This window comes from Clostridium pascui, assembly GCF_016908015.1.
GTDB lineage: Bacteria > Bacillota > Clostridia > Clostridiales > Clostridiaceae > Clostridium_AK > Clostridium_AK pascui.
Genome location: NZ_JAFBDB010000004.1, coordinates 1 through 26976, shown reverse-complemented (window position 1 = coordinate 26976; position 26976 = coordinate 1). Strand labels below are relative to the sequence as shown.

Annotated in this window: 28 protein-coding genes and 1 rRNA gene; 24 read left to right on the top strand and 5 right to left on the bottom strand. The window is 31.6% G+C overall.

From position 1 onward, the window contains the following. Positions 1-230 precede the first annotated feature (230 nt). Positions 231-779 (top strand): NADH peroxidase, encoded by a 549-nt coding sequence (locus JOC70_RS10770; protein WP_204598904.1) that lies wholly within the window; start codon positions 231-233, stop codon positions 777-779. A gap of 98 nt (positions 780-877) precedes the next feature. Here the strand turns inward: JOC70_RS10770 and JOC70_RS10765 are convergent, their stop codons facing one another. The 3 genes from JOC70_RS10765 to JOC70_RS19525 form a co-directional block, all read right to left on the bottom strand. Then, the gene (locus JOC70_RS10765) at positions 878-1210 is read right to left on the bottom strand and encodes a HesB-like protein (protein ID WP_204598903.1); all 333 of its coding nucleotides are present in this window, start codon (positions 1208-1210) and stop codon (positions 878-880) included. A gap of 28 nt (positions 1211-1238) precedes the next feature. Continuing rightward, entirely contained in the window at positions 1239-1562 is a 324-nt protein-coding gene (locus JOC70_RS10760; protein ID WP_204598902.1) for a DUF3784 domain-containing protein, read from the bottom strand. Between the two features lie 186 nt (positions 1563-1748). Continuing rightward, positions 1749-2081: a HesB-like protein gene (locus JOC70_RS19525; protein WP_204598901.1), complete on the bottom strand. Its 333-nt coding sequence runs from the start codon at positions 2079-2081 to the stop codon at positions 1749-1751. Positions 2082-2227: 146 nt separating this feature from the next. On the opposite strand from JOC70_RS19525, the gene JOC70_RS10750 reads away from it, so the two are divergent. The 15 genes from JOC70_RS10750 (at position 2228) to JOC70_RS10680 (ending at position 16450) form a co-directional block, all read left to right on the top strand. Next, positions 2228-3304 (top strand): hypothetical protein, encoded by a 1077-nt coding sequence (locus tag JOC70_RS10750; RefSeq protein ID WP_204598900.1) that lies wholly within the window; start codon positions 2228-2230, stop codon positions 3302-3304. 81 nt (positions 3305-3385) lie between these two features. After that, positions 3386-4189 (top strand): inositol monophosphatase, encoded by an 804-nt coding sequence (locus JOC70_RS10745; RefSeq protein ID WP_204598899.1) that lies wholly within the window; start codon positions 3386-3388, stop codon positions 4187-4189. A gap of 33 nt (positions 4190-4222) precedes the next feature. After that, positions 4223-4723: a GAF domain-containing protein gene (locus tag JOC70_RS10740; protein ID WP_204598898.1), complete on the top strand. Its 501-nt coding sequence runs from the start codon at positions 4223-4225 to the stop codon at positions 4721-4723. Between the two features lie 135 nt (positions 4724-4858). Beyond that, a complete protein-coding gene (locus tag JOC70_RS10735) occupies positions 4859-5485 on the top strand; it encodes a hypothetical protein (protein WP_204598897.1) in 627 nt (208 codons plus the stop codon). 380 nt (positions 5486-5865) lie between these two features. Next, complete coding sequence (gene ggt / locus JOC70_RS10730) at positions 5866-7605, top strand: gamma-glutamyltransferase (protein ID WP_243429107.1); 1740 nt, start codon at positions 5866-5868, stop codon at positions 7603-7605. A 39-nt stretch (positions 7606-7644) separates the two neighbouring features. Further along, the gene (locus tag JOC70_RS10725; protein WP_204598896.1) at positions 7645-8274 is read left to right on the top strand and encodes a DUF6305 family protein; all 630 of its coding nucleotides are present in this window, start codon (positions 7645-7647) and stop codon (positions 8272-8274) included. Between the two features lie 49 nt (positions 8275-8323). Further along, positions 8324-9598, top strand: coding sequence for a TRAP transporter large permease subunit (locus JOC70_RS10720; RefSeq protein ID WP_204598895.1), 1275 nt, complete (start codon positions 8324-8326; stop codon positions 9596-9598). Positions 9599-9614: 16 nt separating this feature from the next. Next, the gene (locus JOC70_RS10715) at positions 9615-9758 is read left to right on the top strand and encodes a hypothetical protein (protein ID WP_204598894.1); all 144 of its coding nucleotides are present in this window, start codon (positions 9615-9617) and stop codon (positions 9756-9758) included. A 16-nt stretch (positions 9759-9774) separates the two neighbouring features. Next, positions 9775-10902, top strand: coding sequence for a succinylglutamate desuccinylase/aspartoacylase family protein (locus JOC70_RS10710; protein WP_204598893.1), 1128 nt, complete (start codon positions 9775-9777; stop codon positions 10900-10902). A 148-nt stretch (positions 10903-11050) separates the two neighbouring features. Continuing rightward, complete coding sequence (locus JOC70_RS10705; protein WP_204598892.1) at positions 11051-11803, top strand: M14 family metallopeptidase; 753 nt, start codon at positions 11051-11053, stop codon at positions 11801-11803. Between the two features lies 1 nt (position 11804). Then, positions 11805-12950 carry a poly-gamma-glutamate synthase PgsB gene (gene pgsB, locus JOC70_RS10700; protein WP_204598891.1) on the top strand — a complete coding sequence of 382 codons (1146 nt, stop codon included), beginning with the start codon at positions 11805-11807 and terminating at the stop codon, positions 12948-12950. Then, complete coding sequence (gene pgsC / locus JOC70_RS10695; RefSeq protein ID WP_204598890.1) at positions 12931-13377, top strand: poly-gamma-glutamate biosynthesis protein PgsC; 447 nt, start codon at positions 12931-12933, stop codon at positions 13375-13377. Before pgsB ends, pgsC begins: the two co-directional genes overlap by 20 nt. A 2-nt stretch (positions 13378-13379) precedes the next feature. After that, positions 13380-14453 (top strand): poly-gamma-glutamate system protein, encoded by a 1074-nt coding sequence (gene pgsW, locus JOC70_RS10690; RefSeq protein WP_204598889.1) that lies wholly within the window; start codon positions 13380-13382, stop codon positions 14451-14453. Then, positions 14446-15831: a sensor histidine kinase gene (locus JOC70_RS10685; RefSeq protein ID WP_204598888.1), complete on the top strand. Its 1386-nt coding sequence runs from the start codon at positions 14446-14448 to the stop codon at positions 15829-15831. Before pgsW ends, JOC70_RS10685 begins: the two co-directional genes overlap by 8 nt. Then, on the top strand, positions 15824-16450 hold the full coding sequence (locus JOC70_RS10680; protein ID WP_341534884.1) for a response regulator: 627 nt from the start codon (positions 15824-15826) through the stop codon (positions 16448-16450). The genes JOC70_RS10685 and JOC70_RS10680 overlap by 8 nt, the downstream gene beginning before the upstream one ends. Before the next feature lie 106 nt (positions 16451-16556). On the opposite strand, the gene JOC70_RS10675 is transcribed toward JOC70_RS10680, so the two are convergent. Next, a complete protein-coding gene (locus tag JOC70_RS10675) occupies positions 16557-17558 on the bottom strand; it encodes a YeiH family protein (RefSeq protein WP_204598887.1) in 1002 nt (333 codons plus the stop codon). A 225-nt stretch (positions 17559-17783) separates the two neighbouring features. On the opposite strand from JOC70_RS10675, the gene JOC70_RS10670 reads away from it, so the two are divergent. Then, positions 17784-18659 (top strand): LysR family transcriptional regulator, encoded by an 876-nt coding sequence (locus tag JOC70_RS10670; protein ID WP_204598886.1) that lies wholly within the window; start codon positions 17784-17786, stop codon positions 18657-18659. A gap of 463 nt (positions 18660-19122) precedes the next feature. On the opposite strand, the gene JOC70_RS10665 is transcribed toward JOC70_RS10670, so the two are convergent. After that, positions 19123-20055, bottom strand: a complete 933-nt coding sequence (locus JOC70_RS10665; RefSeq protein WP_204598885.1) for a phosphate/phosphite/phosphonate ABC transporter substrate-binding protein — start codon at positions 20053-20055, stop codon at positions 19123-19125. A gap of 271 nt (positions 20056-20326) precedes the next feature. Here JOC70_RS10665 and JOC70_RS10660 point away from each other — a divergent pair, with 271 nt between their 5' ends. The 7 genes from JOC70_RS10660 to JOC70_RS10630 all read left to right on the top strand — a co-directional run. Further along, on the top strand, positions 20327-21490 hold the full coding sequence (locus tag JOC70_RS10660) for an iron-containing alcohol dehydrogenase (protein ID WP_204598884.1): 1164 nt from the start codon (positions 20327-20329) through the stop codon (positions 21488-21490). A gap of 92 nt (positions 21491-21582) precedes the next feature. Then, positions 21583-21774: a 4-oxalocrotonate tautomerase DmpI gene (gene dmpI, locus JOC70_RS10655; protein WP_204598883.1), complete on the top strand. Its 192-nt coding sequence runs from the start codon at positions 21583-21585 to the stop codon at positions 21772-21774. Between the two features lie 120 nt (positions 21775-21894). Then, on the top strand, positions 21895-23412 hold the full coding sequence (locus JOC70_RS10650) for a hypothetical protein (protein ID WP_204598882.1): 1518 nt from the start codon (positions 21895-21897) through the stop codon (positions 23410-23412). A 245-nt stretch (positions 23413-23657) separates the two neighbouring features. Continuing rightward, positions 23658-23828: a zinc-ribbon domain-containing protein gene (locus JOC70_RS10645; RefSeq protein WP_204598881.1), complete on the top strand. Its 171-nt coding sequence runs from the start codon at positions 23658-23660 to the stop codon at positions 23826-23828. Positions 23829-24141: 313 nt separating this feature from the next. Beyond that, the gene (locus tag JOC70_RS10640) at positions 24142-24309 is read left to right on the top strand and encodes a zinc-ribbon domain-containing protein (protein WP_106063715.1); all 168 of its coding nucleotides are present in this window, start codon (positions 24142-24144) and stop codon (positions 24307-24309) included. Positions 24310-24545: 236 nt separating this feature from the next. After that, a complete protein-coding gene (locus JOC70_RS10635) occupies positions 24546-26132 on the top strand; it encodes a DEAD/DEAH box helicase (RefSeq protein WP_204598880.1) in 1587 nt (528 codons plus the stop codon). Between the two features lie 488 nt (positions 26133-26620). Then, positions 26621-26976: ribosomal RNA gene (locus JOC70_RS10630) — 16S ribosomal RNA — on the top strand; the annotation flags it as partial.

Below are 26976 nucleotides of genomic sequence, written 5' to 3'. Positions count from 1 at the left end.
ACTAAAATAAGTATTAGACATTCCTGTTAAATAGAAAATTTATACTAGGAAATGAAAAGTAATCATAAAAAATTTTAAAAAAGGTATTGATAATTAATAATAATTATTATATAATAATAAATGTAAACAACAGAACGCAAAATTAAAATAATAATTGAAAATGATAATAACCCCATAAGATGGGATTAGAAATAAAAAATAAATAGATGATTTTAGGGAGGATTTTTATTATGAAAAAATTTGTATGTACAGTATGTGGATATATTCATGAAGGAGATGCAGCACCAGAAAAGTGCCCACAGTGTGGAGTGCCATCAGATAAGTTTATAGAAAAAGTTGAAGGAGAGTTTGCTTGGGCAGATGAGCATAAAATAGGAGTAGCAGAAGGTGTTGATCCAGAGGTTATAGAAGGATTAAGAGCAAACTTCACAGGAGAATGTACAGAAGTTGGAATGTATCTTGCAATGTCAAGACAAGCTGATAGAGAAGGATATCCAGAAATTGCTGAAGCTTATAAGAGAATAGCTTTTGAAGAAGCAGAACACGCAGCAAAATTTGCTGAGTTACTAGGAGAAGTATTAACAACTAGTACAGAAAAGAACTTACAGTTAAGACTTGAAGCAGAGCATGGAGCTTGCCAAGGTAAAAAAGATTTAGCAACACTTGCTAAAAAGTTAAACTTAGATGCAATTCATGACACAGTACATGAAATGTGTAAAGATGAAGCTAGACATGGCTCAGCATTTAAAGGACTTTTAAACAGATACTTTGGAAAATAATCCAAGATAATAAAAAAGCAGTTGTAAAAGATTATAATCTTTTACAACTGCTTTTTTATTAATAACCAAGCCCCTAGCACCTTTGTCCTAATTTTTGATTAGTGGCAGCCGGAACAAGTGGAGCATCCATCGCCATAATCACCCTTAAAAAGTGGTTCGAGTGAAAAACTATCTAGTCCAGTTTCTTCAGCGGATTTCAAAACAAAGCCGCCAAACTCAGCAACTAAGTCCTTATCAACAAGGAAAATCATATTTCCAATTTTAACAGCTTCATCATTGTTTTTTGGTTCATCTATAACAAGATTAAAAGAGGGACCTCCACAACCAATACCTGCTAAATTTATTCTAATTGTATCAGCAGCTACGTTGTTGTGAAGTAAAAATAATTTAAATTCTTTATAAGCTAAATCGCTCATGGAAAATACAGCCATTTAAGTTACCTCCAATATTTCTATAATATTATTGTTTTTTGAATCTATCTCCAGTATTTATATAAATAACTGATATAATTATTATAAGGGCAAATAATATAGAACCAATAATTACTATATAACTAAAGTAAGCAAATTCTAATATCTGTGCAATTCCAATGAAAAGAGAAATACCTGCAAGAGTAAATAATAAGTTGCCTACAAATTTACACAAAGCCTTTTCATCATATTTTTCTTTTTCATATTTTGAAGAAGTGTTGTAACCAGAAATTAAAAAGCTTGCTTTGTCAAATTTTATAATTACACCTAAGATAGCTAAGATTAAAGGAGTAATAAAAACAGACATTTCCATAGTAAACCCCCATTAAAATTATTTTATTTTAAATAATAGGCTGTCCCTATATTAATTATAACACTGATGCAATTATATAAATATGCCTGGAACTATATATATACTACTAAAATGGTGGAGAAAAGTAAAGAAGCCAAAAATAAATAATTAAAGGGAGTTGAGAAATTAATCTCAACTCCTTCTAAATTAATGGCAGCCAGAGCAAGTGGAACAGCCATCACCGTCATCCTCTTTAAATACTGGGTCAAGTGAAAAGCCATTTAAGCCATTTTCCTGACTAGATTTCATAACAAAACCACCGTATTGATTAACTAAACCCTTATCAACAAGGAAATTTATATCTCCAATTTTAACAACTTCATCATTTGCCTTTTGTTCATCCAGAACAAGGTTAAAAGATGGGCCTCCTCAGCCAACGCCTGCTAAATGTATTCTGATTGTATCAGAGTTTACATTGTTTTCTTGTAAAAATAACTTGAATTCTTTATAAGCTAAATCGCTCATGGAAAATGCAGCCATGTAAGTCACCTCCATTATTTTTTAATGTAACTATTGAAAGATTTTACATTATGAGTATAATTGTAGTACATGGAATATATATTTTCAATAGAACAATAATTCTGATTATACTTTAAATATAGTATAAGGGATAGGGGGATTGGAAAATGTATGCTTGGCAGGAAGAAAGAACTTTAGTTTTGAAACAATATACCCCAGAGATGTTTTTTAAATACGTGTGCATGCTTATAGGAAAGGAATTTAATAATGAATTTTATTACATAATGGAAAAGAATTCATGCATACTTAAGATACTTAAATATGTTGTACAAATAGAAAAGGGAGAAGTGGAGAGACTTCAATATAAGCAACCCTATGCTTTAGATAAATATCTGCTTGAAGAGCTAAAAAAACAAGGACTTGCCTTTGATATAAACAAAAGCACATATATAAAATGCTGCTACTATGAAGATGAAATAAAAGAAGCTTATGATAAAAACAATACGGATTTAAAATTTAGTGAAAAGTTTAATATATCTATTCCAGAAGGAGGGCTGTTTTATCCCTGCTGTGGAGAAGATAGCTATGAGCCTCTTTATTTGTTTATGGATATTATAAGTGAATTCCACTTTGCAGATAGCAATAAGATTATCCTTCCTCATTTAGAATGTGGAGTGAGAAGAACTAGTGAAGAAAGGAATAGTATAGAAAATAATATAGGAACATTTAATTCAAAGGATGTTCCATTTGCAGTGGCTATGTTTAATAATAAAAATTTTGAAACTATGAAAGTTTTAGAAGATAGCCTTTTAATGAACTTGGAATTTATTAAGTTTTCAGATATAAGTAATAAAGAAATATGGAAGACAAAATATGAAAATAATAAGAAAATAGAAGTGTATTCTCATAAATATGATGGTTTTTTAGGGATAATGAGCATAGAAAAAATATCTGTATTTTATTATAGAGGAAGAAATAACAGAAATAAGAATGCAGCGTTTAATTGGTTTGAGGAGATAGCTTTTAATACTGTGCTTGATAAACTCCAGGATGGAGGAATTATAGTTACAGATGGTATAAATCCTAATGAAAAGGATAAAGATAAAAGCGTTATTTGGAATGTTTTATGGAAGGATGAGAATATTAGCTTTAATTATAAAAATAGAAAGTTTAGCTTCATTGGAGAGATAGGCAGCTTGCTAAAGGTTTGGAAGGTAGAAAAAATAGTGATGAAAATGGACTGATATGGTATTATATTTATAATAAAAAAATATTTAAAGCTTAAAAAATTAAATTAACTTTATAGTAAGAAAGAGGGAGTTTTTGTGAATCTTTATGAGGTACTAGAAAATGTTAAGTTGTGGACAAGAGAAGTTGGAAAGCTTCAACTAGAAAAATATAATTCTAAAATAAAATATACAAGTAAGTCCACTGTTGTAGATATGGTGACTGAAGTAGATATATTGTCTGAAAAGATTATTATAGACAAGATAAAAAGTACTTATCCGAATCATGCCATATTGTCTGAGGAGGAAGGGGAAATTAAAACTGAAAGTGAATATCTATGGGTAATTGATCCTTTAGATGGCACAAATAATTATTTGCATGCGTTCCCAATATTTTGTGTATCAATTGCCCTTAAAAAGGGAGAGGAAACTATACTTGGAGTTATTTATGTTCCAAGGCTTGATGAAATGTTTTATGCTATAAAAGGAGAAGGTGCATTTTTAAACGATGAGAAAATTGAAGTAGCTCAAAAGGAGAATTTAGAACAATGCATACTTGCTACGGGATTTCCTTATGATAAAAAGGTATCAAAGCATAATAATGTGAATTTATTTACTAATATAATAACAGAACTTCAAGGAATAAGAAGAACGGGCAGTGCAGCTTTTGATTTATGCTGCGTAGCATGCGGAAGAATTGATGGATACTGGGAGCTAAAATTAGGACTTTGGGATTTAGCGGCAGGAGCACTTATAGTCGAAGAAGCAGGTGGAAAAGTAATGACTTCTTATCTAAACAAAGAAAATGGGGAAATAGGAGTTAATATAATAGCAGGAAATAAAAGCGTAGTAGAAAAGGTTCTAGGAAAGTTAAATGAAGTAAGTAATTATTTTAATAAATAGTTTATAGATAAGACTTAAGGGGGATGAGTAGTAATGTTTGATTTAAGTGTTTTTGATAATCTTACTCAAAAGCAAAAGTATGAAAGTTTGCTTTCAATGATGGGCTCTTTATTAAAGGATGAGACAGATTCAATTACCAATTTAAGTAATGCTTCTGCACTTATAAAGGCATTAGTTAGTGATGTAAATTGGGCTGGTTTTTATGTTGTTAAAAATAATGAATTAGTTTTAGGACCATTTCAGGGGCTTCCGGCATGTAATAGAATTCAAATAGGTAAAGGTGTATGTGGAACTTCAGCATTAAAAGGCGAAACAATGCTTGTGAAAGATGTACATAGTTTCCCGGGACATATTGCTTGTGATTCTCAATCTAATTCTGAAATTGTAATACCTTTAAAACAAAATAATAAGGTATATGGAGTTCTTGATTTGGATAGTCCAACAGTAGGAAGATTTAATGAGGAAGACAAGACGTATTTAGAAAAAGTCGTTGAAATTATAAATAAACATGTAAACTTTGAAGAATTAAATTAATACATCTCAATTTAATCATGGAGCTATTCTCAATATGTTTGAATAATTTTAATATTGACACAAAGGCGAAATTCCGTATTTTTTGTTATATAATAGTGGATATTACTTAAAAAATATATAAAAGGAGTCGTTGTCGTGAAGATAAGCAATTTTGTTTTATCAAGAAATACAATAGACAACAGGTTTAAATACGGAATAAAATTTGTCCCAGAGAAGGTTTTAAATAAATATCTAGACTATATGCTAGTAGTTCTAAAAAAATTAAACGAAAAAGAAGATGGATTTAACTTAACATTTAAAAAAGACAAGCTTTTTAATAATATACAGCTTTCAACTAATGAATTTAAAACATATATAAATATGTTATATGACTTTTATAATTCGTTAGGACAAGAAAAAAATGTAGAAGTAGAATTTATTGCTAAGAATTTAAAGGATAAAATAATACTTACTTCTTTAAATGATGATCATATAAAGGTGTGTTCTATAAAACAAAATTTTGATGAAGAAAAAAGAGTATTTTTTATACTTATGAAGGAAGAGTTGATAGATTATATAACTTCATTAAATGCTGTATATAGGGAAAATGAAATTCAAAGAAATCTAAATGGTGTTTCTAAAGGATTTATAAGAAAGTCTGAGAGAGATGCACTATATTTACAAACCTTATATATATGGGCCAATCAGGCTTTGGACAATAAGGATATTAAGGCTTTTGAGTTAATATCATCGGAAATAAAAAAAATAAAAGAAAATTTATAAAAAAGTATAAAGAATGTGAATATTTTCTGAAGATAAGGGAAGATTAATTAATGGATAGAGGTAAAAACAATCTATCCATTTACTGAACAAGCAACACACTAAAATCATCATTAAACAATTTCATAATAAGCTCCCCTTATCCAATATTTTATAAACACAGCACTGCATGTTAGGCGGTTGCTGTGTTATTTTTATATCATTAATTAAGAAATTAAAGGTATAGTAGTGATTATAAGAGGTGGTTCGAATCCAAATAGGAAAATAAGAGAAATAAGAGAAAAAATAGAAAAGGATTTATATTTATTGTATTATAAGGTTGATGAAAAATTTTTTAAATAATATGAAAATTCATGTTTTATTTAATTTAAGGGGGGGACCGTATGCATAAACAAAAGGTAACTAAACTTATGGCTCTTGTTACTACTACAGTATTAACCATTACTACATTATTTGGTTGCGGACAGCAACAAACTCAAAAAGCAAAGGAAGAGCTAACGAAGCAGCAAGAGGAAAAATCTAAGGTAGATATGAACAGAGATGCAAAGGGAGCCAATGGTGTGGTAGCCACTGCAAAACCTGAAGCATCACAGGTTGGTGTAGAAATAATGAAGCAAGGTGGAAATGCTATAGATGCAGCTGTAGCTACAGCATTTGCTCTTGGAGTTGCAGAACCCAATGCTTCTGGTATAGGTGGCGGTGGCTTTATGCTTGTAAGATTTGCAAAAACAGGAGAGGAAGTTTTTATAGATTTTAGAGAAACTGCCCCTAAAGCTGCAAAACCAGATATGTACAAGCTTAATGAAAAAGGGTTAGCAGCAAATAATGAGTCAATTGAAGGTGGAAAAGCTGTTGCGGTTCCGGGAGAAGTTGCAGGACTTCTAACTGCTCTTGAGAAATACGGAACAATGAAAAGAAATGAAGTTTTAAGGCCTGCTATAGATTTAGCTGAAAATGGATACAAAGTTACTGAGAATTTCTCAGGTATAATAAAGGACAACTTCGAGAAATTAAATAAATCCGAAGCTGGAAAGAAGATATACTTAAAGAATGGACTACCATATGAAGCAGGAGATACTTTAATAAATAAGGATTTAGCTAAAACTTTAAAGCTTATAGCTGAAAAAGGAAAAGATGCTATTTACAAAGGTGAAGTTGCTAAAGCTATAGCTGCTGAAGTACAAAAAAATGGCGGGATATTGACAGAAGAGGATTTAGCTAATTATCAAGTTAAAATGAGAACTCCTGTAAAGGGAACTTATAGAGGATATGAAGTAATTTCAGCACCTCCATCAAGTTCAGGCGGTACTCATGTAATAGAAATGCTGAATATGCTAGAAAACTATGACTTAAAAGCAATGGGGCACAATACTACTAAGTCATTGCATGTATGGTCGGAGGTTACTAAGCAGATGTTTGAAGATAGAGGAAAATACATGGGAGACACCGATTTCTTAAAGGTACCTCTAACTGGATTAACTTCTAAAGAATATGCTAAAGAATTAGTTAAGAAAATAGACTTAAATAAGTCAGCAGAAAAAGTTCAATATGGTAATCCAAGTAAATATGAGAGTGGAAGCACAACTCATTTCTCAATTATGGACAAGGAAGGAAATATGGTTGCAATAACTAAAACAATAAATTATTTCTTTGGCTCTGGTGTAGTAGTGCCGGGAACAGGTATTATTATGAATGATGAAATGGATGATTTCGATGCAGCACCAGGACGTTCAAATTCTATAGCTCCAGGAAAGAGACCTTTAAGTAGTATGACTCCAACACTTGTATTAAAAGATGGAAAACCATTTATGAGCGTAGGTTCACCAGGAGCAACAAGAATAATACCTACAGTAGCTCAGGTTATAAGTAATGTTATAGATCACGGTATGAACATTCAGGAAGCTACCAATCAGCCAAGAATGTATGATAAGGGAACGTTAATGTTAGAAGGTGGCATTGATTCTAAGGTTGTAGAAGAATTAAAGGCAATGGGACATAAGGTAGAAGTTAAAAAAGAGTTGGATCCATACTTCGGAGGAGTTCAGGGTATAGTTCTTGAGAGTGATGGACAGTTACACGGCGGCGGAGATCCAAGAAGAGATGGTAAAGCAGCTGCATATTAATAAACAATAACTAAAATATATTTTGCGGAGGACATTGACATGAAAAGTAAAAGAATAATGAGTTTATTATGTATAGGATTATTAGCAATATCTTTAACAGCCTGTGGAAGTAGTAAGGAAACTTCACAAAAACAGGATGCTGCAAAACAAACTGAACAAGGAACTGCAAGTCAGGTGAAGGGACTTGAGAAAGCTATTGCAGAGCAGCCGGCACTATTAACATCTATAGGACAAAGTGCAGACTTTGAAATGGTAAAGGCATTAATGGATAATAGTCAAATAAAATACACCATAAACAAAGTAGCAGCACCTGCAGATATCAAAGCTGAGAAGGTACTTGTTATGGCTGTAGGAGGAAGTTCTAAAGGGCTTGGAGCTGCTGGTATAAAGGCAGAAGATGAGATAAAGAGAACTGAAGAGCTTATAAAGGCTGCCAAAGAAAAGAAAATTCCTATAATATGCGTTCATGTAGGAGGAGAAAACAGAAGAGGTGAGCTTTCAGACAAGTTTGTAAAGCCAGTAGCAGAAAATGCAGACTATATTATAGTGGTAGAGAGTGGTAATAAGGATAACTTATTTACTAATATAGCTGCACAAAAGAATATTCCTATGGATTCTGTTAAGAGTATAGCAGACGTTGCAGTACCGCTTAAGAAGGCATTTAAATAATTTAAGCAGAGGGAGATAAAATCTCCCTTAAACTTTAGGAGGGATTAACTTGCAAATAGAGCTTATTATATTTGGTGCAATGCTTGCTGTTTTTATAGTAGGATGTTTCTTATTCAAGCTGCCTGTAAGTGTTGCTATGGTACTCGCTTCAGTAACTGGAACACTAGTTGGTGGACGAGGCATACCTATAAGGCATCTGGTGGAAGGTACCTTTGGATATATAGATACTATCCTTGTAATAGCAACTGCCATGATATTTATGAAGGTAATACAAGAATCGGGAGCATTAAATGCTTTAAGTGCATCCATTATTGAAAGATTTCATAAAAGACCAGCAATTTCACTTATATTTTTAATGATTATAGTAATGTTTCCTGGAATGATTACAGGCTCATCTACAGCATCTGTTTTAAGTGCAGGAAGTATTATAGCACCAATATTTATATTAATGGGAATACCAAAACTTGAAGCCGGAGCCATAATTGCAATTGGCGGAATACTTGGAATGATTGCTCCACCGGTAAATATACCTGCCATGATAATTGGAGGCGGAATAGATATTCCCTATGTAGGATTTACAATTCCATTACTACTACTTACAATTCCTGTGGCAATATTCACAGTTTTATTTCTTGGATACAAATATGTAAAAGAATTGAATTATGAAGAAGTAAAGAAAAATATAAGTTTAGTGGAAAAGGAAAAATATGGATTTAAGTTATATATACCTATATTTGTAGTTTTGATACTAATGGTGGGAACAAAAGCTTTACCAAGGGTCTTTCCAGATCTAGGTATGCCTCTTATATTCATTATTGGAGCTGTATCAGGACTCTTTACAGGAAATAAAATAAATCCTTTAAAGGTTGGAAAAGATGCTGTAAAAACTTCCCTTCCAGTACTTGGAATACTTATGGGCGTTGGAATGTTCATTCAAGTTATGACGCTCACAGGGGTAAGAGGATTTATAGTTATTAACTGTTTAAGCCTACCATCAGTTTTATTATACCTAGCAATAGCTGTGGCAATTCCACTATTTGGAGCAGTTTCATCCTTTGGAGCAGCTTCGGTACTTGGAGTACCATTCTTACTTGCACTACTTGGGAAGAATGAAATTGTTACTGCATCAGCATTATCATTCATAGCAAGTCTTGGAGATTTAATGCCTCCAACAGCGCTGGCAGGAATATTTGCAGCACAAGTTGTGGGTGAAGAAAATTATACAAAGGTTCTTAAAAAATGTGCAGTACCAGCTTTAGTTATAATTGTTTATGGTTTACTATTTATAGTGTTTGCAAAACAAATTGCAGGTTTTATCTATTAAAAGTGAGGTGGATTAAATGACTTTAATATATAGATTGCTTATAGCAATAGTACTTGTATTTACCCTATGGAATTTATTTGAGGAAGACAGTATAAAAAATCAGGCCACTGCAGCTTTAGTAGTTATACCTTTAGTACTAAGATTATTAATGATTAAATAAGGGGAGGAAATAAGATATGAAGGGAAATAAATTAACTGCAGCTATATTTTTGTGCCTTGCCCTTGCCTGTGATACAGTAGCTGGAAAATCATTTTTAAGTATGCGTACACCAGAACCTATAGTAAAGGGTCCTGGTATAACAGAAGTAAAAATGCTTAGTGAATATTTTCCTAAATTGAAGGGAACAAATGGCGATACAGAAATATATGTTATAAAAGGTAAAAATCCAGGAGGAAGTATGCTGGTACTTGGAGGCACTCATGGAAATGAACCTTCAGGACTTTTGAGTGCAGTAACTTTAATTGAAAATGCAGAGCTTAATAAAGGAACGCTTTATGTAATACCAAGAGCAAATAATAGTGGTCTTACACATAATGATCCTCAAGAAGGTTCACCGCAAAGATTCACTATAAAAACTCCAAATGGAGAAAGATGGTTTAGATATGGTTCAAGAGCTACAAATCCTCTAGACCAATGGCCAGATCCTGATGTGTATATACATGCATCGTCAGGTCAACAGCTTTCTGGAAGTGAAACAAGAAACTTAAATAGGGGATATCCAGGAAGACAGGATGGAACATTAACAGAACAGGTATGCTATGGAATAACACAGCTTATAAAAACAGAAAAGGTTGATGTAAGTATAGATTTACATGAAGCATCACCAGAATATCCTGTTATAAATGCTATGGTTTCTCATGAAAAGGCAATGGGAGTAGCTTCTGTGGCTACAATAAATCTTCAACTTCAAGGAATACAAATGGCTCTAGAGCCTTCACCTACAAATCTTCATGGATTAACTCATAGAGAGCTAGGAGATTATACAGATACATTAGCTCTTCTTATGGAGACATCAAATGGAGCCCAGGGAAGACTTAGAGGAAAAACAGATGAAAATTTAGTTGTTACAGGAAAGGATAAAATGTATATAAAGGCTGCAAAGCTTGGAAGACTATATGTTCCCTATGATGAAAATGGACATCCGTTGGAAGAAAGAGTAGGAAGACATTTGACAGGAATAATGGAGATATCTAAAGCTTTTTCAAAGGAAAAGACAGATAAAGCAATAGAAATAATAAATGTGCCAACTTACAGTGATTTAACAAGTAAAGGCTTAGGTAATTATTTGCTAGAAGCTAAATAAAATAAAATTGAGAAGTAAGATTAGAGTAAAAGATTTCCCCCTTTATATATTTATAAAGCTCTTTTAGTCCCAGGTCTTACTTCTTAATTTTTTGCAAATAAAATGATTCAATGCTAATTCATCAATAAGCGAAGGAAAATTTATATTTATGAAGAAGTTAATGAGTATGGAAAAAGATAAATTAATAAAAACAAAAATTATAATTATTTTTATTATAATATTAGGACTTTATATAAATCCAACAAGGAATAAGTCTGTAGCTATTATGAAGGATACAAAATTAGAAACAAACTGTGAGATTATAAATTCAGGAAAGAGGGGACCTACTTTATTCATAATTTCGGGAATACATGGAAATGAAGTAGCTGGTGTGCATGCTTTAGAAAATTATAATTTCAATTTAAATAAAGGAAGGGTAATATTTATACAAAAGGGGAGTATAGAGGCATTTACTCAAAGAGTAAGATATCCTTATTACTTACAGGATCTAAATAGATGCTTTCCTGGAGTAAAGGGGGGAAGGGAAACTGAAAGGTTAGCTTATGATATATTTAATGTTATAAGGAAATATAGACCTAACTTAGTTCTCGATTTGCATGAGGCGGAGGAGTATGGGGAATATAGTATAAATGTAGCAAATTCACTGATTATGAATAATATAAGCTCTGACTATAGTTTATTAATTAAAGTATTAGAGGAACTAAATAACAGTAGTTTGGAAGCTGAATTTACTTTTGAAAATAGTTCTCCAACAGGATCTATCAATAAAGAGGTTTCAGAAAGATTAGGTATACCAGTTATAACAGTGGAAACGGATATGAAAAGGCCTTTACAAGAAAGAATAAATATTCATAATGAAGTGATAAAAATATTATTAAATTATTATGGGATGGAAAAGTGATATGGGAGAAGGAATTGTAGTATTAATTATCGTAGTTTATATAATTTATTTGATTTTAGAGTATAGACAGACTAAAAAATTAAGAGAGGTTTTTAAACACATAGTACACGTAAATGGTACTAGAGGAAAGTCATCTACTACAAGGCTTATAGCATCTGCATTAGCTCAAGGGGGATATAAGGTCTTTTGTAAAACTACAGGCACTAGTGCTATGACTATAGACATAAATGGCAAAGAGGAAGAGATAAATAGGAGGGGGAAACCCAATATAAAAGAACAAATAAGCATTATGAAAAGAGCGAAAAATCAGGGAGCAGAGATTCTTGTAATAGAATGTATGGCAGTAAAGCCAGAACTTCAATATATATCTCAGCATAAAATTTTAAATGCAGATATTTCTGTAATAACTAATGCAAGGCGAGATCATTTAGAGGAAATGGGGCCAAGTCTCGAAGAAATTGCAAAATCTTTGGGAAATGTAATACCTAAAGATGGATATTTAGTTACTGCAGAAGATAAATTTTATGACTATTATAAGGATCAGGGAGAAAAGCTTAATACTAAGGTAATACTTTCTGATAAACATAGTGAAGATTATGAAATAGATTTTGCGGAAAATGTAAATATAGTTCTTGATATATGTGAAATATTAAATGTGGATAAGGCAAAAGCATTGGAGGGCATGAAAAACTATAAAAGAGATCCTGGAGTTTTGAAAATATATAGATTAAAGGATACTGAAAAAGAAGTGTTTTTTATAAATGGATTTGCCGTAAATGATCCGGATTCCACTATGCAGGTCTATGAGTACTTAAAGAAAAAGAATGTTTTTAAGGACAAAGAAATTATAGTTATGGTTAATAACAGAAGAGACAGGCCCTATAGAATGAAGCAGCATGTAGAAGTTATAAATTATATAAATCCTAGTAAAATATGGATTTCAGGAAAGTATTTAAATCTTATGAAAAAATATCTTTTGAAAGAAGGTATCAATGAAGAAAAGATTTTTCTAATAAAAGATGCAGGAAAAGTTAATTTCAAAGATATAAATAAGTCCACTGCTATTTATGGAATTGGAAATATAGTAGGGAATGGAGAAAAAATAGTAGAAGTAGTAGAAAGGACAAGTGATATCATTGTTAAGTAATATAATAATTTTAGGAATAATAGTAAGCATTATATATTATGAATTTACAGAGATATCCCCAGGGGGAATGATAGTACCTGGCTACATAGCATTATTTTTAGATGAGCCCTTAAGAGTACTTATTACATTGACTTTAAGTGTAGTTGTTATGTACATAGTTAATTTTCTAGGAGAGTATGCGATAATCTATGGAAAAAGAAAATTTGCACTTATGATACTTGTAAGCTTTCTCCTAAGATATGTATTTAAAGAAGGTTTAATTAGCATGGATTTTTCCATAGCAGGAGCAGCGGCAATAGGTTATATTGTGCCAGGCATAGCTGCACAAGAAATGGATAGACAAGGTATAATAAAAACTACATCATCAATTTTAATAGCAGCATGTATTATAAAGGTCTTAGTTTTCTTAATAGAAAGGATATCATAATTATGAGGAAAAGGTTTATAAAAGAAGATGTTATACTTATTGGTTTAGCAATCTTTCTAATGATATCTATGAAGAGTATACTAGCTTCACAAGTAAAAGTTAAGGATAAGTGGTACTATGAAAAATTAGATGCATCTAAGAGGTTAGAAGATTCTTTTAAAGCAATAAAGGAAGAGAAAATGAGAAGAAATATTAAGATAAATCCTAGTATAGATATAAATCTCACAGGACTTATAGGTGGAGAACTTACACCTATTACTACAACTTCTGGTGCACTTGAAGCTAAAAGAACTACCACAAACCCTAATTTTGCAGCAGTGATGATAGAATATATGAAAAAGGCTGGGCTTAAGGAGGGGGATAAAATAGCTGTGAATTTTTCAGGATCCTTTCCGGCAGCAAACTTATCTGTAATATGTGCGGCAGAAGCGTTAAATCTTAAACCAATTATAATATCTTCAGTAGGAGCATCTACTTATGGGGCAAATATACCGGAATTTACATATCAGGATATGGAATATGTCCTGTTTAAAGAAGGTCTTATAAGTAATAAATCTATTGCATTTTCTATGGGGGGAGCAAAGGATGTAGGAAAGGATATGGAAACTAAGGTAGCAAGTGAAATAGTGAAAAGGATAAAAGGATATGGAGCAGACTTTATACAGGAGGAACAAATTCAAGACAATGTTAGAAAAAGATATAAAATTTATAAAGATCATGGGGAAAATATAAAAGCATTTATAAATGTAGGTGGAAATATAGTATCCACTGGAGAAAACATAGAAACAGATATAAAACCAGGACTTTTAATTAATAAAAATTTTAATTTGAATTCTAAATCAGGATTAGTTCAGATGTTTGCAAATGAGAATATTCCAGTTATTTATATATTAAATATAAAGGAAATAGCTATGAAAAATGGGATTCCCGTGGACCCAGTTACAATTCCCAAAGTTGGAAGTGGAGATATTTATTATAAGAAAAATTATCCTGTAGTTGTCATGATAATAGTAATCTGTATATCTGTCATAGTCTTATATATCTATGGAAAAAGGACGAGGGAAAAATATGATTAGTATGGCAAATAGAAGAATACAAATACAAATAAAGTATAAGGAAGCTATTTTAGGACTTATTTTGGTGATTATAGGTATATGGGCTCCGGATTTTATAAATATAGAAAACTTCAAAATATATGATTTAATAAGAAATAGTATAACTGAGAGAGATAAAAGTTTACTTATAATGGCCTCCTTTAGATTAATCATCTTAAATAGTATAAGGGGTCTTCCTCACTACTTAGGAACATTTATAATAGCAGAGTCCATTGAACTTATATTAAATGAAAAAAGAACAAATGTAATAAAAACTATATTTGTAATAATAATAATTCCTGCAGTATATGCGATTATAAATGTTGTTCACCATATAAGATATGATTTTGGCATACCAGCTCTAATAGTAATACTGGTTATATTATTTCTTGAAAAGTTGGATTTTTCTACTATATCAATACCTAGGAAATCAGTTATAGTAACGCTGCTTCTTATGGGAATGCAGTGGCTGGACATAATTCCAAGTTTATCAAGGTTTGGGTTTGGAAGAGGCGAAACTTCTCAAGATATAAAACAAGTAGCAAATTTCATACATAGTGAAGAAATATTAACACTAACTGCTTTAATGTTTTTAATTATATTTACTGTAAATGCAATACTTATTACAAAGCTTATACATGACCAGCACCAGCTTATTGTAGCTACAGAGCTAAATAAACAGGTAGAAAAAGAATTGGCAGAAGCAAAGTTTAAAGCTTTAGAAGCAAGAAACTTTATGGAACTTAGAAATTTAGTTCATGATCTTAAAACCCCATTGACTTCTATGCAAGCTTTAGTGAGCATGGTAGGGCTTATGGAAGAAAATAAAAAATGCAAGGAGTATTTAAAACGTATTGAAACATCTGTAGACAGGCTAAGTGAAATGATTTCAGAGATATTATATGAAGATAAAAGAAATATAATAAGTACAGATAAACTCTTTAATTTTATATTTGCACAAACTTCACCACTTCCCTATGTATCCATGATAAACTATGAAAACCTTGCAAAGGAATCCTTAATAAGAGTAAACAAGATAAGAATGTCACGTGCTATAATAAATGCAATAGAAAATGGTTATAATGCAGTAGATGAAAAGGCAGGAAATATACACGTTAATGTAGAGAGTAAACAAGGCAATGTGTATATAAAAGTGAAAGATAATGGATACGGCATAAAACAAGAACTTATAGAAAAGATATGGCATAAAGGCTTTAGTACGCGTAATTCAACAGGATTAGGGTTGGATTTTATAAAAAGGGTAATAGAAAGCCATGAGGGAAGAAGTTATATAAGCAGCATTCCAGGCGAAGGGACATGTATTACTATTATACTTAAGGAGGTTGAGGATAGTGGCTAAGGAAAAAATACTTGTAGTAGATGATGATGATGAAATACTATTTGCAATGTCTGCTATATGTGAATTCAAAAATTGGACTCCAATTACAGCAGAAAGTATTGAGGAGGCCTTAGAAAAATTTAAATCAAACAATCCGGATATAATACTTATGGATTATCATTTACCCAAAATAAATGGAATAGAGGGTGTAAGGCTTTTAAGAGGAATTTCAGCTGATGTTCCTATAATTGTCTTAACTATAGAAGAAAATCAAGAAGTAGCAAATAAATTTTTTAAGGCAGGAGCTAGTGATTTTGCATTAAAGCCAATAAAGGCTCCAGATATAATTTCAAGAATTGATGTACATTTAAGATTTAAACAAAGTGTAAAAAACTTACACAAGAATTTTATAACAGATTATTCAAAGGGTATAAAGGCTGAAACCTTGGAAATAATAGAAAACTATTTTATGAATGAAAATAGATACTTAACTATAGACATTGTTTCGAAGGGTACTGGTCTTGCATATCAAACTGTGCATAGATATATACAATATTTATTAGAAAACAATAGGATAGATACAAAGTGTAATTATGGAAAAAAGGGCAGACCAAAACAAGAATATATATGGATATTATAATTGTATGAAAAAGAATCTTAGGGTAAGGTTAAGAAATAAAACCATACAGTAAGATTCTTTTTACTATAGCTCATCATAATTTCAAATTTTCGCCAGTGTGATTATTTTAAATAACTAAGTTAATTAAAATAAGAGCGGATATTATTTGAACAGTCGCAATTAAAATACCATACATTGATGCTTTAGGACCCTGAATTACTAGATCCTTAAATTTTACTCTCATGCCAATACCGGCTAAAGCTATAATTTCAAAGTTACTACTTACAATTTTAAATAATTTAGATAGCGTTTGAGGTATAACGCCAACACTATAAAGTGTGCAAGCTATAAAAAAGCCCATAACATACCAAGGAATTTTAGCCTTAGCACTCCCTTGAGTTTCGCCTTGAGACTTTTTCTTCATATTTGCAAAGATGAGTACTACCACTATTAAAAATATAATTCTAACAATTTTAAATATAGTTGCTAAATCCTTAACATCTTCATTAACAAGACTTCCGCTGGCAATAACTTGTCCCACGGATTGAAGTACTCCACCTATCATAGCAGAAGTTTTTAAAGTATCTAAAGAAAATGCTAAATTAGCAATTGCAGGTAAAAGAAGCATAAGTATAGTTCCTACTACGTTAACAATAGTAATTGCAATCCCTTTGTCTTTATCATCAGCTCCAATAACAGGTGCAGTTGAAGCGATTGCAGAAGAACCACATACAGCATTACCACTTGCCATTAGTAGTCTAAAGTTTTCAGAAAAACCAAGTTTTTTACCAATGAGTATGGCAGCTGTTATTGTAATAGTCATTTGAATGACTATAAATCCTACCCCGGAAATTCCTAGTTTAAGTATAGTGTTAAAATTTAATGTGCCTCCTAAAAGTACTATTGAATATGCAAGTAAATCACTTTCGGAAAATTTAGAGCCCTTAGCATATATATTTTTATTTCCAAAGGTATTTCCCACAATCATACCCAAAAATATAGCTAAAGATGCACCGCCTACGGTAGGCATATATATTCCTATAAATTTACCCGTATAGGCAATAACTATACACATAAGTACTCCGGGAAAGATATCTAATATTTTACTTTTTATTTTAGATAAGTTCATTGTATGTCCCCCTTATATTAGTTGATAGTTTATATTTAATAATTAGTGAAACTGCATCAAGGTAAATTTTATTTAATAAGCATTAAGATTAACTATGAAAAGCTGCCATTCAACTTTTAAGAACTTCCATTATAGATTATAATACCTTTATAACCATAATAAAAATAAATCTTTTTAATTGTAATGATTAAAAAAAATTATGGTTTTATTGGGAGGAGATTATTGATGCTTGATGAATTTAGATATTTTATAGCTGTAGTGGAGTATAAGAATTTCACTAAAGCCGCAGAACACTTGAATATTTCTCAACCAAGTGTGAGCTTACATATAAAGCACCTAGAAGAGGAGTTTAAAGTTACCTTAATAGAAAGATCAAGTAAACAAAAGAAGATAGTAATAACTCCTGCGGGAAAGCTTTTCTACGAAAGAGCTAAAGAAATGATAGATTTAATAGAAAAGACCAAATCAGAGCTCTTAGATTATAACAAAGTTATTAAAGGTAAATTAAAGATTGGAGCAAGTTTTACTGTAGGAGAATATTTTTTGCCACAGTTTCTGAAAGGTTTTACCAGCGAATTTTCAAAATTAGATATAGAGGTATTGATAAAAAATACTATGGATATATGTGATTTAGTAAAAAACAAGGAAGTAGACGTAGGATTGGTGGAAGGAAGTGTACCAAGTTCCCATTTTAAGTATGATGCATTTTACCAAGATGAAATGGTGCTGGCTGTCCCATATAACCATAAGCTTTCGAAGAGGAGTTTCTCCTTAAAGGAATTACAAAGTCAAACATGGATAAGTCGTGAAGTAGGTTCGGGTACTAGAGATTATTTAAACTTTTTTCTTTCATCTAATAATATAGATCCGGAAAATATAATGATATTTGGAAGTAATCATGCTGTAAAGGAGGCAGTTAAAAATGGACTCGGAGTAACCCTTATATCTTCATACGTAACTAAACGCGCTGTGGAAAGTAAAGAGGTTACAGTGATAAGTCTTCCTAAACATTATATAAGGCATTTTAATTATATAATACCTAAGGATGGAAATCCTTCTAAGGCAGTTGAAATACTTATAGAAAAATTGAGGCATATTTAACATTAAAATATATTCATCTTCTTAATTAAGAGTCTCTTATCATGCTCTTATATGTTTAATTTATAAATTGGATTTTTTTCATTTATTGCATACAATTTCTTGTAACCTCCAGGAATGCCATCCTAAAAGATTTTTATGTGCTAGGGTCTAAAATGTTTTAGAAACTCAGTTGACTGAATTTCTTCGTTTAGCAGTTCACGTGAAGAACTTTTTAATGCTCTGGAAGTATAGAATTTTCATCGTAGAAGGCATTGAATGAGCCTTAGAACGGCTTTATTCATAAATTTAAAATACCGTTAAGAGCTGCCTACTGTTTGAGTAACAGCGAGTTTAGGCTGCTTAGGGATTTTAAATTTATGAATATTAGCCATTCTCGGCGAAATGAACGTCTTCCTAGATGAAAATTCTATACAACTCAGAGCATTAAAAGCGTCGCAATTTCTTTTTTAAGTGTTTATGAAGCTTAAGGAGTGTTGTTTTCAACCAATCTTTTATATTCTCTTACTATATCAAATTTATTATCAGTAGATTTAATATAGCCTGCATGGGAGTATACATCATTAAGTATTTTTCTTCCAACAGGATCCTTGGATATATTTATGAAGGCGTCGTTGATATTTGTTTTCCATTCGGGAGACATATCTGACCTTACAGATATAGTATCGTTTGGGATGGGTTTAGAAAAATAAATAGGTACAACTTTATCAAACACATCTTTAATATCCTCTTTAACTGTATTTCGTGCATCTTCAAATACTGCAGCAGCATCAACTTCATCGTTTAATACTGCAAGTACAGCAGTATCATGTCCATTTAACGTTACTTGTTCAATGTCTGTTTGTATATTTATGCCGGCCTTTTTCATTTCAGCCACAGGCCATATATATCCCCCTGCGGAAGTAGTACCTTGAAATGCAACTCTTTTTCCTTTAAGATCTTCAAGTTTTTTTATATCAGAATTCTTTTTTACAACTATCATTGAACGATAATAATCTACTAAGTCTTTAGTAGTCTTACCACTTGGCTCTTGTATTGAATATCTTTGAGCTTGTAATAAAATATCCGCTATACCTCTATCTTTTGCTAAAACATAAGCTAATGGAGGCAAAAATCCAACATCTATTTCTTTTGAAGACATCGCCTCTATTGTACTAGTGTAATTAGTTGCAACACTAGCTTTAACTGGAATACCAAGCTGTTTTGATAGTAGTGATTCAAGAGGTTTAATTTTTTCTTCTAAAGTATCTTTATGGTGAGAAGGGACAAATTGAACAGTGAGCTCTTTAGGAATATAAGCCTTTGGAGTAGGGGTATCTTTAGTTTTATCTGCACAACTGACAATCAATAATACTACTAATATTAATGTTAGTATAGTTACTAAAATCCTTTTATTCATGATACAGCCCTCCGATGTATGATTTATAGCAATCTATGATTTTAGTTTCAAATCACTACATCTCAATTTGTTGAGATGCTTTCCTTATGTATATTATGTATGAATACTCAAAATAATATGCATAAAAAAGGAAAATAATCCTTGATTTGTATGAACAAAATGTAAAATTAATCAAATTATTTTGAAGTGTAATTTGTTATATGAGATACTAATTATAGTAAATATAAACTAGAAAATTTAATTGAGAATTAAAAGAAGAGGTGAAAATTAGATGCTAAATTTTACGTATTATAATCCTACTACCGTATATTTTGGTGAAGGTCAAATAAGGGCTTTACTAAAGGAAATTAAAAAGTATGGAAATAAGGTTCTATTGGTATATGGTGGTGGAAGCATAAAGAAAAATGGAATTTATGATGAAGTAGCAAAAATATTTAAGGTAAATAATATAAAATTTTGGGAGTTATCTGGAGTGCAGCCTAATCCAAGAATACAAAGTGTGAGAGATGGAGTAAAGATTTGTAAGGAGAACAATATAGAAGTTATATTAGCAGTTGGAGCAGGAAGTGTTCTTGATTGTTCTAAGGTAATTGCCGCAGGATATTATTATGAAGGAGATGCTTGGGATTTAGTCATCAGAAAGGCAAGAGTTACAAATACATTGCCACTTGGAACTATAATAACTTTAGCTGCTACAGGGTCAGAAGTAGATGCAGGGGCAGTTATAACTAATCCTGATACAAATGATAAACTTGCATTAGCACATCCAGCTATGACGCCTAAATTTTCTATATTAGATCCAACCTTTACATTTACAGTACCAAGAAATCAAACAGCGGCAGGTACTGCAGATATTATGAGTCATATTATGGAGACATATTTTAGCAGCCCAAGACAAGCATCTATTCAGAATAGAATATCAGAAGCTCTATTAAAAACTTGTATAAAGTATGCACCTATAGCATTGGAAGAACCTGAAAATTATGAAGCGCGTGCAAATTTAATGTGGGCTTCAAGCAATGCTATGAATGGGAATATAGGAGCTGGAAAGGAAAGAAAGTGGGTAGTACATCCAATGGAACATGAGTTAAGCGCCTACTACGATATTACTCATGGAGTAGGTCTTGCAATACTTACACCTTATTGGATGGAATACAGCTTAAATGATGAAACTATAGATTATTTTGTAGAGTACGGTGTTAATGTTTGGGATTTAGAATCTTCAGAAAACAAATATGAAATAGCTAAAAAATCCATAGAATTAACTAAAGACTTTTTCGTATCTATGGGAATTCCAACTAAATTAAGCGAAGTTGGAATAGAAAAAGAGAAATTTCAAGCTATGGCAAAGGGTGCTGTAAGATATGGTAACATAGGTTCTATAAAACCACTGACTGAGCAAGATGTATTAAATATATTTAATATGGCATTCTAATAACTAGTGATTAATATCTAATATAGTGTAGGCCATGAAACAATTGATTGGATGGAAACTAAAATGTTAGGTTACACAAAGGAGGAAGATTTATGCCATTTATACAAATTGATATGGGTCCAAGTACAAAGGAAAAGAAAAAAGAAGTTATTGAAAAGATGACAAATATATTAAGTGAAACAATCTCTGTACCAAAGCAAGCCATTACAGTTATAATTCGTGAAAGTAATGCAGATAATATAGGAGTATCGGGAGAACAGCTTTCAGAAAGAATTAATAAATAGGGAGTAGGAATTAGGTACTAGGTTTTAGGGTATGAAAAGAAAGTTAACAAATGTGAAAGTCTATATATCATTATGCCTAGTATCTTATGCCTTAGCCCTGGATACAGGGGAGAATTATATATGAAAAAAGTTGCATTATTCTTTGGAGCTGGAGCAGAACAAGATTATGGACTTCCTTCTGGGGGAGAATTTGCACTGGATATATTTAGAATGGATGTAGCAGAAGATAAGGAAATATTTAAAAAGACACTTGAAAAAATAGACTTGAATTCAGATTATGCTAAATGGTTTCCAGATAATTTTTTGAAAAAAAATAGGAGTGCTTTTATAAGATCGCAGTATGAAGAACTTGTAAAGGGAAGTCTTGAAAGTAAAAGAGATACCATTATTAAATATATGGATAATTTTGATGAGAACGTATCACGGATAGCGAAAAAAATACAAAAAGGAAATGTATACATAGATCAGATATTTGAAAAGACACTTTCCTGTTCTTTAGAAAAATTAACTTATGAAAAGAATGTGAAGCTAAATACTTTGCTTGATGGGAATCATAATGCGTTGTTTGCATCAAAGTACTTTTCGGCATTTCTTATTGCTATGGAAACTAATAATACAAACATAGCTTTTAAAAATAGCATGAAGGACATGGTAAGAACATTGCTTGAACTCTTAATTGGATCTTTAGGAGAAAATTTAATACATAAATTAAATGATGGAATATTTGAAAGAAGCCCAGATACCTTAGATGTTTTTGATGACTTGGGGAGTATATTTTCCTTGAACTATGAAGCTGCGGGCATGAGGGGATTAGAATGGATAATAGAAAAGAGTGAGAAGAACATATTTAAGCTAAGATCTAACGAGGAAATCATAGTGGAGTTTAGCAGGATGATACTTGAAGATTTATTTTGCAGAGCATTAGACTACAAATCTCTTTTAGATTCCAACTGGAGTTATTTATACAATCCCAAAACAGATTGGACTAAGTTTACAAAAGTTGCAATATTTCTGCATACTGTTAGGAGATATATACTAAATATTGCAAAAAGAAATTATGACAATATAAAAAATGGAGATGGATATTATCATGATTTAATAAAAATTAAAAGAGATTATGAAATAGTTGCAATCGGAACTGCCAATTATAATACCTTTATAGAAGATATAACTAATGAAGAAGTGTGTTTTTTAAATGGTTCTGTAAGAGATTTTTATGATCCGTATTTAAATACAATAATAGATGAAGAAAAAGCAAAAAATAGCAAGCATTTAACGGTTCCATTTCTTTTTACTCAAAATGGGATAAAGCCTCTAACATCTGTAAGAATGGCTGAAAGATACGTTGATATATATAATAGATTTAAAATGGCAGATATAGTATGCATTTGTGGATTTGGATTTAATGATTATGATAGTCATATAAATGGAATGTTTAGAGCTTTAATAGAGGATGAGAAAAAAAATATAATTATAATAAGTCATGCCCCATTAGGAAATACAGATATAAATAAATTGATGGAAACCTATAAAAAAAAATTAAGAATAGAAAATACAAATCATATTAAAATTCTACAAGTTAATAAAGAGAGAAGAGTTAATAATGAGGGTATCATGTGGTATGAAAGTTTAGAGTAAACAATAGATGAACTTTATATAACAGTAAGTATGAACTAAGTCACATAGCAAGTGTTTTTATAATAAATTATTTTTAAAATATGTATTGCATATTGGCTTTAATCATGCTATACTGAGCAAGTCGTAGTGATTAAGAATAGAACGCTATGGCCAAGATTTAGTATGATTAATAACTATTCCTCTTTTTAGGAACGTTATGTATCAATTTTAGATCTTAGTTTTAAAATAAAAGGAGGAATATTAAAATGGCAGATAAGACATTAGTATGTAAAGATTGCGGAAAAGAATTCGTATTCACAGAAGGCGAGCAGGCTTTCTACAAAGAAAAAGGATTCGAAAACGAACCACAGAGATGTGCTGATTGCAGAAGAGCTAAGAAGCAACAGAACAACAACAACAGAGGATTCAGAAGATAATAATTTTTGAATACTTACCCTATAGAAGGTAACTTCTATAGGGTTTTATATATTGTATAAATAAATGTTAAAACTTTACGTAAAGTATGATTGTTTGGGTGAGTTTGAATTTTATGATAATTGTGTAAATAATAAATATTTAAAAATAAGTGTTGCATATTATTTACAATCATGGTATAATAATTGAGTCGTAGTAATTGAATGTATATTGCTACACCAAGATTTAATACGATTAATAACCATTCCTCTTTTTATAAGGAAAGTTATGTCAATCCGTTTTAGATCTTAATATAATAAAAGGAGGAATGTTGAAATGGCAGATAAAACATTAGTATGTAAAGATTGCGGAAAAGAATTCGTATTCACAGAAGGCGAGCAGGCTTTCTACAAAGAAAAGGGATTCGAAAATGAACCACAGAGATGTGCTGATTGCAGAAGAGCAAGAAAGCAACAGAACAACAACAGAGGATTCAGAAGATAATAGGTTTTGAGCACTTAGTCCTATAGGAATCAGTTCTTATAGGACTTTTTAGTTTGTTCGGCATGGCTGTGTTATGAATGATTATTAAATCTTAGTAATTATTCACAACATAGCCTGAAAAAAAGTTATATATAATTTAAAAGTGGGAAATTATATATAGTGAGTGATGTCGTAAGTGCTTATTCTGAATTAGAAGTGAAAGCTTGGAAAAATTAAACAAAAAGGATGGAATGTTAATGAAAGAAATAAAATTTAAAGATTTAGGATTAAATGAAGATATATTAAAAGCAATAGATGATATGGGATTTGAAGAGCCTTCAAGCATACAGGCTGAAGTAATACCAGTATTATTAGAAGGAAATGACGTAATAGGTCAGGCGCAAACAGGTACAGGAAAAACTTTAGCATTTGGAGCTCCAGTGCTTAACAATATAAGCAAAGGTGGTAACAAGCCAAAATGTCTTATATTAGCACCTACAAGAGAGCTTGCTATACAGGTAAATGACGAACTTGCACGTATAGCAAAGCATAGTAGAGCAAGTGTTCTTCCAGTATATGGTGGTAATCCTATAGATAGACAAATTAAATCTATCAAAAGAGGTATTGATGTAATAGTAGGAACCCCTGGGAGAGTGCTTGATTTAATAAGAAGGGGAGTACTTAATTTAAGTGATATTGAATTTCTTGTATTAGATGAAGCAGATGAAATGTTAAATATGGGATTTATAGATGACATTGAAGAAATTATAAAAAACTCAAATGAGTCAAGACAAACATTACTATTCTCTGCAACAATGCCAAATGAAATTAAAAAACTTGCTAAAAGATATATGAAGCCTGATGCTAAACATGTAGCTATTGTAAAAAATGCTATGACTGTATCTACAGTAAGTCAGTATTATTATGAAATAAAGCACAAAGATAGATTTGAAACTTTATGTAGAGTATTAGATGTAGATGAACCAACTGCAGCTATAATATTTTGCAAAACTAAAAAGGGTGTAGATGAGCTTGTAGAATCCATGCAAGCAAGAGGATATAGTGTAGAAGGTATGCATGGAGATATGACTCAAGTGCATAGAATGAACACTTTAAGAAAGTTTAAAGAAGGAAACTTAGAGTTTTTAATTGCAACAGATGTAGCAGCAAGAGGAATAGATGTAGAAAATGTAACTCATGTAATTAACTATGATCTTCCTCAAGACACAGAATCCTATGTTCATAGAATAGGAAGAACAGGAAGAGCTAATAGAGAAGGTGTAGCATATACTTTAGTTAGTCCAAGAGAGTACATGGTTCTTAAGCAAATTGAAAGAGCTACTAAAGGCAAAATAAAAAGAAAAGAAGTTCCTACTGTAGATGATATATTTAACGCAAAATATAAAAACATGGTATCAAGAGTTAAAGGTGTTTTAGAGAGCGAAGAATATAAGAGATTCATACCTATGGCTACAGAATTAGATGAAGAATTTAATCTTGTAGATGTGGCGGCCGCACTTATGAATATTATATATAGTACAGAAATATCTTATGATTATACAGAAAATGCTATAGAGTCAACATCTTCAACATCTTCTTCAAGTTACGTAAGATTATTCTTAAGTCTTGGAAAGAAGGATAAAATGAATCCGAAGGCTCTTCTTCAATTCTTAATAGATAAGGCTAAGGTTAGAAAAGATGAGATTGGAGAAATTCGTATATTAGAAAACTTCTCATTTATAGATGCGGCACAAGATGCTGTAGACCCAATTATGAACAATTGTAGCGGTAAAAGTTTTGGTGGCAAAAGATTAAATATTGAAGTAGCAAAGAAAAAAAGATAATATTAATTATTAATTAATAGTTAAAAGGAAGCTTGTGTTTACAAGCTTCCTTTTTAGCTTATGGTTACAATTTTGAAGAAGGCTATGACATGAGTTTAGATAGTTGAGGAGGAAAAACGCATTTTATTTTGTTAAAATTAAATAAACGAACTCAGGTGTATCTGTATGTAAAATATTAAGCATATGAAATAATGATTAAGAATAATATAGATAATTTAGTTTAATAACGATTAATAATGTTAATCTATAAATTGAATCATGATAAGATAGCATTCGTTGCTGAAATGAGCGACGGACAAATCAGATGATTGATAACAACCTGAAAAAATATTTTTAAAAGGTTGTTGACAACAAGAAACAAAAATGTTAATATATAAAAAGTCGCTTGGAGCGACAGGGTCTTTGAAAATTGAACAGAGAATAGAAACCAGTCAATTACTTAACAGTTAAATGTTAAGAAACGCGATGAGCGAAACAGATTAAACTTTTAAATTGAGAGTTTGATCCTGGCTCAGGACGAACGCTGGCGGCGTGCCTAACACATGCAAGTCGAGCGAGATGAACCCTTCGGGGGGACTCTAGCGGCGGACGGGTGAGTAACACGTGGGTAACCTGCCTCAAAGAGGGGGATAGCCTCCCGAAAGGGAGATTAATACCGCATAACATTATTTCTTCGCATGAAGAGATAATCAAAGGAGTAATCCGCTTTGAGATGGACCCGCGGCGCATTAGCTAGTTGGTGAGGTAATGGCTCACCAAGGCAACGATGCGTAGCCGACCTGAGAGGGTGATCGGCCACATTGGAACTGAGATACGGTCCAGACTCCTACGGGAGGCAGCAGTG